Source organism: Rathayibacter sp. AY2B5, assembly GCF_002931645.1.
In the GTDB taxonomy this organism is placed as follows: Bacteria; Actinomycetota; Actinomycetes; order Actinomycetales; family Microbacteriaceae; genus Rathayibacter.
Genome location: NZ_PSUE01000049.1, coordinates 1 through 6,645 on the forward strand (window position 1 = coordinate 1; position 6,645 = coordinate 6,645).

Consider the following 6,645-nt stretch of genomic DNA (forward strand, 5'->3'; position numbering starts at 1 on the left):
CCGAGCCCGTCGGCCCGATCACAGCCGAGTCGGGAAGCCAGCGCCCGCTGACGTCGCCTACTGACCTTAGATCGGACTTGGGTCGTCCCGTTAGGGGATCCCCAAACGGGACGAGGCGAATGCGGCTGACGCGGCCGAGTGTCAGCTCGATTGCCCTGGTTCACTCGCTCAGCGTCTCGCGGTCCTCGTCATTCATCGGCACGAGAGGTTGCAGCTCGTACCCTCCGGGAACAGTCAGACGGTCCCGCTCGGCGGCAGATAGCAGCGGGTCGATCGTCAGCAGGTTGCTGCCCCCGTCCGCGATTCGGTCTGGGATGACGTAGCCCTCAGCGACATGCCCAGGGCCTTGTACGCGAACAGCGAGCGCGGTCGTTGCGAAGTCCTCCGGCGTCGTGCAGGACGTCCCAGATATGTCTCCGGGTAGCTCAACGATCATGCAGAGCTCGGTCGAGTTGCTGAGCCCGAGGAGGTAGGTGGTGCCGCCTTCGGTCGTGAGCTGGCGGAACGAGTCGACGTCGAGCCCGCCAGTGCCGACGCTCCCCACGTCGAGGTACTTCGGCATCGTCACCGGTACATCGGCCGGCTGTTCGAGGAGGGCGACGTCGTAGTCACCGATCGATCGGGGACTGGCTTCGGGTGACGCGACCACGCCAGGGCTCGGAGCGGCGATGCCGACGACGAAGACCGCGCCCACGGCGATGACCAACAGTGCGAGGCCAAGCAACCAACCAAGTCGGGTCCGCGACGTGTGTGCCGGGGTCTGCGGGTCCGTCAGCAGACTCGGCTCTGGACTACTCATGGCTCACTGTAGGCCGACGCTCGAACCAGCCCTTCAGAGCTACCGGTGGACGATCCCCTTGCGGGACGCCCCAATCGCCGTGACCGCCGCATTGCGTTTGTCGGGCGGGCGCGTTCGACTGAACCGACATCAACGATCGGAGATCAAGATGTCCGAAGCACTGCTCATCATGGCTCTCGGCCTCGTCTTCGCGGTCGGCTTCACCGTGGGACTCATCAGACGCCGACGCTTCCGAGAAGCCGCAGCACCAGCCGGCGCCGCAGCGAGCGTCCTTCGAGACGTCTACGCAGGTCGCGGAACTCAGGAACGCTCAGCGGACGAGTTCGATGGCGAACCCAGCACCTCGATGACGCTCGACGGCCCGGATCCCCTCCATGTCTACGGCGTCGATCCTTCTTCGCGTACTGATCACAAGTAGCGGTCGCTGGACCGCCCGCTCCGCCGACCGGTGAGGGCGACGAGCTCTCCCACCGGCAGGACCGTTCCGGTGACCGATTCCCATACGGGCCAGCATCGAGCACCCCGATAGTTACAGTGGGCGCATGAAGGCAGAGCTGCACGATCCGCGCGACCAAACCTTGCAGGTCGACGATCCGACGTACCGCGTCCACTTCTGGTCCGAAGACGGCTCCTCGAACCAAGAGTGGGAGCTCTCAGAAACCGACCTCGACGAGGTGCTGGCCTGGATCCCGAAGCGAGCTCACGGCCGGCCCCATAGCCTCTGGGTAGTTACCCGCAGCGACCAGGACGTCTGCCTCATCCGTCTTCGCGGCATCGACCTCGACGCAGCCGAGAGTTACTGGCCAAGCTGGGCGGCACGCACCTACTCAGCCGAATTCAAGTGAAGCGCTGACCGATCCCCTTACGGGACGGCCTCTAGCTTCCGGCGCCGCGGATCCCTCCCCACGTCTCTCCGAGCGTGGTCGAGTCCGGGCCGATGGTGTTGTCGTGCGCGTTGAGGAGCGCTGTTCGTTCTGCGTCCGTCGCGTTCACCTCATCTAGGAAGGCGAGAAGAGAGAACGGCAGCAGCTTCCACAGCTCCGCACGCAGCTTCAGTGCCGCCGGAGCGTGCTCGTGCAGTTGCGCGATCGGCTCGAGCTGCGGGTACCGATCACTGATCAACGCGACTTGCTCCCGGGTCAACGTGTACCGGCTGAGGAGAGAGCCGGCGAGTACCTCGTCGCCGGAATCCACGAGAGCGTTGATGCTCTCGTTCATCAGCTCGAGCGAGTCGTCGCCAGCGACGTGCCACCGCTGGTTGTGAGTTCCGTTGACCGCGATCCAATCAGCCGAGCGCCCCTCCGGCAGAGGAGGAACGTCCCCCGACCAGGCATGTCCATCAGTCATGTGCTCATTGTGGTGGAGCAGCAGGTGCCGACAAGAGCAGGCGCGTGGCGCCGACCCGATGCGATCGCTGAACAATCCCCTTATGGGACGACGCTTGGAGTAGCCCCGAAGTGGGATGAGCGACGCCGCCGCCGCTCACGGATACTCAGCGATCATGATCACAGCTCTCCCGCGCGACGTGCCCGCAGGAGCGGTGGGCGACAACATAGACAGGCGACACCTCACCGGGGCGACCTCGTTCCGAGCGCGGAGCGGAGTGCTGCGGCTGGTGGCGTGCCTGTCGAGCGCTCTCCTTCTGGCCGGCTGTGCTGGGCAGCCGTCGGCAGGGACGATGGACTTCGGCGGAGATCCTGGCCAGGTGTGCACATCGACCACCCGAGGAGAGGACATTCTGCTCGGGGAGGTGCTCACTCCCCTAACGGAGGACATCACCGTCGAATCCGTGTCTCTGGTCGAGGCGTCCGGGGTGACGATCGACGGAGCGTACGTCCTCCCCATCGCGGGTGACGTCATCGGAACCTCCGTGTTCCCGCCCAGCGCCAGCACTTCCTGGGCCGACAAGGAACCCGCCGAAGGAGCCGCACTCTCAGCAGACGTCCCGGTAAACCTCGTGCTCCACGTCACCCGCGACTCGCAGGCCAGCGCCTCCTTCAAATCGATTGCGATTGAGTACAACCAGCGCGGCTCCAGTCACAACGATCAGGGCTCTACGTCCTACTCGCTCCAGGACTCCTGCTGACCCCCGCGAACGGACCGATGAACGATCCCCATACGGGATGCGCCCAGAACAGCCGAAGCCGCTCACCTCGTGCCATAACCTCGTGCCATGCGCACCCTTGAGCGGCTACTGCTCGCGGCGCTCATCACTGCTGCCTGCGCTTTTGTGGCGATGATCACCCTCCTGGGGATGGCCTCCCTCGACTTCCCTCGGGACACGATTCCGCCATACGACCCCACCCCATCGATCCATCCGACCGCTCGTCCGATACCTCAGAAGATCGATGGCTGACCGGTCAACGATCCCCTAACGAGACGCGCTCCGAGGGAGTCCTGGGGTACTAGCGACGTGCCGCCACTCGAGCTCACCACCGGTCAGACGGGCACCAGCGACCACACTGCGGCATCGGGGTCTCCGCCGCCACGGCCTCAGAGAGTCGTACGTTTTTCAGTCGTTATCGTCATCTGCATGGCTTTTGAGCGAAGGCAGCGGTCCATCTTTCCGCGACGGAACATCGCTCCTGGCTTGACCGTCTGCAACGAAAGCGACCCGCACCGAACTTCCCCGCTCCGCTTCGGAGCCGGCTGAAGGATCTTGAGCCGTCACCCAGAAGAGTCCGGGCCATGTGCGCGAACGGATACTCGGACCGTCAGGGTCCATGCTCGACAGGACCAACCCGATTGCGGCCGCCGCTTCGCTCGCGAGGTCCACAGCTTGCCCAACAAAATCGGGAACGGTCACCGTTAGACGTTCGGCCATTTCTGTATCTCCGATCAGTTCTGTTGGTGGAACTCGGGGAAGTGGGGGCTGAGCCGGGGATCAACCCCCACCACCTGTCTACTGCTTATCCGAACGTGAACGTAGGGCCGACTGAATAGCAGACAGTTCCATCAACGAGGACGACCGAAGCGGAGGCGGCTCCGAACGGTACGCCGCCAACGCCAGGCCCGACAACGCCCGGGATGGCACCGGTCCAACTCTTCGTGCCCGATGCGGGTCCCGCGCCGGCGGTCGACCAAAAGTTCCCTGTGACGAATCCGGTTGCGTACACCGTCCGGCCACGATGCCTCGGATGACTCGGAGGCCGCGCGCAGCGACTGCAGGAATCATGGAAGGTCATACCCGCGTCCGTTGAGCGATCCCCTTACGGAACGACGCAAAGCCGATCGAAGGTCAGTAGGCGACGTCAGTGGGTGCCGGCCGCCCGACTCGGCTGTGATCAGGACGACGGGCTCGGTGGGAAGATCTGGCCAGGAGGAGACCTCCAGTCACAGCAGCCAGCGCCGTGGCCACGCCGGTGAAGGGCAAAGTGTCCGCGACATCCCACGGGAGAAAGAACGCTCCAGGGTCGGTGAGGGGGTTGATGACCAGGAGGAGCCCAACGCCAATCAGCGTGACGGGTCGTCCCGGCGAGAGCACGAGGGCGCCGAGTATCACGAGCGGGAAGGCGACGGCCCAGAGGATCGTCGTGGCGATCCACGTGAAGTCCGACAGTGTGGCGCTGTAGCAACCCTCGTTCAGGCCACTGAAGCACGAGCTCCAATGCACCAGGAACGCGGCGGCACCAGCAGCGCCGAGCGATGCGATTGTCCATCCAACCAACGGGCCTGACTTCGCGAGCCGCTTCATGCGCTCACCATAGGACTCGAAGGAGAACCTGAGCTAGATCCACATGGTCGAAGCGAAGGCCACCGCCGTGCCCCCACGCGCTCCGATGAACGATCCCCATGCAGGACGTTGCGAAGCTCCTAGACACAATGGTCCTATGGGGGCCGAATCGCTCGACCACGCAGAGTCCAGATGCGCGAGGAATCGCCGCGGTCATCCACGGTGGGTACGGATCGTTGTGGGGTCGTATCTCGTCGTGGCGGGGCTGCTCTTCGCCGCGGGGCAGGTCGGAGTTGACGTCTACCAGGGGGCAACCTACAAATGCCTCGTTGACGGGCCGTCCTCACCGGAAGCGAACAACTCCGGCATGGGCAACGAAGTCGTAGGTTCCGCGTCACTGTGGCCGCTCGGACGCGCATGCGAACGGCCGCGTGCCGACGGCACGGGGACCGTCACGACCTACTCGGGGAGCTGGCCACTGACGCTCAGCACTCTTGGTCTGACCGTCGGCGGGCTCGCACTCGCTGTCTCGCCGACAAGGCAGCGAGGGCAACCCACGCTCCCATCTCACTGATCGATCGTCCACCGGGACTGTCCGCGGACTAGCATTTCGAGCATGGGGCGACGCCAGCACACCAAGGCTCTGGTCCGCTTGGTGTGCGCGTGTACGCTCATGGGCGTCTCGCTGTGGGTGACCTGGGCAACGTCGTCCTACTGGCAGCCATGCACGGGCGCTAGATGGAATGAAATGAACCCGTCCTGCGCTGAGGCCATGTCGTCATACGACCTCATGCCCCTTCTGTACCTCTGGGGCGCCCTCGCTCTCGTCGTTGTAGCTCTGGTGGTCGCACGCCTCGTTCCCTGGTTTCCCGCAGGGGTAGCGACGGTTGCAGCAGTTGTTATCGCCTGCCCTGTGGCAGACCCCGGATTCTTCTGGGTCGAATGGGGCAGCGCCGACAGCACTCCCGGACACGGCCTCTGGACAGCGTGCTGGATTGCAGCAGCCGGTCTAGCCCTCGTCTACCCGTCACGCACCCGGAACCCGAGTATTCGCACAAACACGCCGGATGGAGCAGCTACTACACCGTCCGTCGCTATCTGATCGTTCGGCCCGGTGCACTCCGGGCTGAACACTGCGACGCGATTCGCTTGCGGTGACGCGCTTGCCAGTGGGTCAGGGCAGGCAGCGGAAGGGACGGCGACGGCGCGCGAGAACGAGCAGTGGCCCAGAACGTCGGACCGCCGAATGATTCCCGCACGAGACGTCTCCCGTAGCGATGCAGGTGAGAGCGGCACACCTAGACTCCTGCGCATGACCGCTTCGTCATCCGTGGACGTGTCGCGGCGCCGACGTCGTTCGGCTCGTCGTCGCCTGTCCTTCTTCGGCGTCCTAGGCGAGCTGCTGATGACCGCAGGGGTGCTCGTTCTGCTGTTCCTCGCCTGGCAGCTGTGGTGGAACGATGCGGTGATCGCGGGCCGGCAGGAAGATCAAGCGGCCGAGCTGCGCCAGAGCTGGGGCGAGGACGCGCCGCCCGCTGAGGCACCATCCGAGCCGATCGCTGAGCCGGCCGTCCCCGGTGACCCGGTGATCGCGCCGGTCGCAGCTCTGGACACCACGTTCGGCAACCTCTATATCCCCCGGTACGGCGAGGGGTGGGTGCGCACAATCGCTGAGGGCGTCGACGCGGAGAACGTGCTCGATGTGGGCAGCATCGGTCATTACCCGGGAACGCAGATGCCCGGCGAGGTGGGGAACTTCGCGATCGCCGCGCACCGCTCCGCTGCCGGCGGAGGGATGCACCTCATCGATGAGCTGCAATTGGGTGATGCGATCTACATCGAGACCGCCGATGGCTGGTACACGTACCGGTTCCGGAACCTCGAGTACGTGCAGCCCTCCGAGGTGCAGGTCATCGATCCCGTCCCCTGGGCGAGCGACGTCGTTCCGACGGATCGTTTGATCACGATGACGAGCTGTAATCCGCTGCTGTCGACCGCGGAGCGGATCATCGCTTACGGCGTCTTCGAGTCGTGGCAGCCCCGCTCCGCCGGAGCGCCCGCCGAGCTCGCCGCGTCCCTCGCGACCTGACGTCCGGCGTCGGCGCTGGCACCGCGACGAGGGCGGCGAGCCGGTTTCATGCTGCGGCAGACGTTTGCGGGTCGGGTGGACATG

9 protein-coding genes are annotated in these 6,645 nt (G+C 65.0%); 5 read left to right on the top strand and 4 right to left on the bottom strand.

Annotated features, from left to right (window positions below; all coding sequences use genetic code 11):
* Positions 1-160: 160 nt before the first annotated feature.
* Positions 161-706 carry a hypothetical protein gene (locus C5C30_RS17055; RefSeq protein WP_146081575.1) on the bottom strand — a complete coding sequence of 182 codons (546 nt, stop codon included), beginning with the start codon at positions 704-706 and terminating at the stop codon, positions 161-163.
* A 241-nt stretch (positions 707-947) separates the two neighbouring features.
* Here C5C30_RS17055 and C5C30_RS17470 point away from each other — a divergent pair, with 241 nt between their 5' ends.
* Entirely contained in the window at positions 948-1,217 is a 270-nt protein-coding gene (locus C5C30_RS17470) for a hypothetical protein (protein ID WP_146081576.1), read from the top strand.
* 124 nt (positions 1,218-1,341) lie between these two features.
* Positions 1,342-1,644: a hypothetical protein gene (locus C5C30_RS17060; RefSeq protein WP_104334171.1), complete on the top strand. Its 303-nt coding sequence runs from the start codon at positions 1,342-1,344 to the stop codon at positions 1,642-1,644.
* 31 nt (positions 1,645-1,675) lie between these two features.
* Here the strand turns inward: C5C30_RS17060 and C5C30_RS17065 are convergent, their stop codons facing one another.
* Positions 1,676-2,146 (bottom strand): hypothetical protein, encoded by a 471-nt coding sequence (locus tag C5C30_RS17065; protein ID WP_104334172.1) that lies wholly within the window; start codon positions 2,144-2,146, stop codon positions 1,676-1,678.
* 115 nt (positions 2,147-2,261) lie between these two features.
* Here C5C30_RS17065 and C5C30_RS17070 point away from each other — a divergent pair, with 115 nt between their 5' ends.
* Entirely contained in the window at positions 2,262-2,885 is a 624-nt protein-coding gene (locus C5C30_RS17070) for a hypothetical protein (protein WP_104334173.1), read from the top strand.
* An 87-nt stretch (positions 2,886-2,972) separates the two neighbouring features.
* Complete coding sequence (locus C5C30_RS17075) at positions 2,973-3,155, top strand: hypothetical protein (RefSeq protein WP_104334174.1); 183 nt, start codon at positions 2,973-2,975, stop codon at positions 3,153-3,155.
* Positions 3,156-3,311: 156 nt separating this feature from the next.
* On the opposite strand, the gene C5C30_RS17080 is transcribed toward C5C30_RS17075, so the two are convergent.
* Positions 3,312-3,623, bottom strand: coding sequence for a PASTA domain-containing protein (locus C5C30_RS17080; protein ID WP_104334175.1), 312 nt, complete (start codon positions 3,621-3,623; stop codon positions 3,312-3,314).
* A gap of 414 nt (positions 3,624-4,037) precedes the next feature.
* Positions 4,038-4,493 carry a hypothetical protein gene (locus C5C30_RS17475; RefSeq protein WP_104340734.1) on the bottom strand — a complete coding sequence of 152 codons (456 nt, stop codon included), beginning with the start codon at positions 4,491-4,493 and terminating at the stop codon, positions 4,038-4,040.
* A 1,291-nt stretch (positions 4,494-5,784) separates the two neighbouring features.
* On the opposite strand from C5C30_RS17475, the gene C5C30_RS17085 reads away from it, so the two are divergent.
* A complete protein-coding gene (locus C5C30_RS17085; protein WP_104334176.1) occupies positions 5,785-6,561 on the top strand; it encodes a class E sortase in 777 nt (258 codons plus the stop codon).
* The last annotated feature ends 84 nt before the right edge of the window (positions 6,562-6,645 follow it).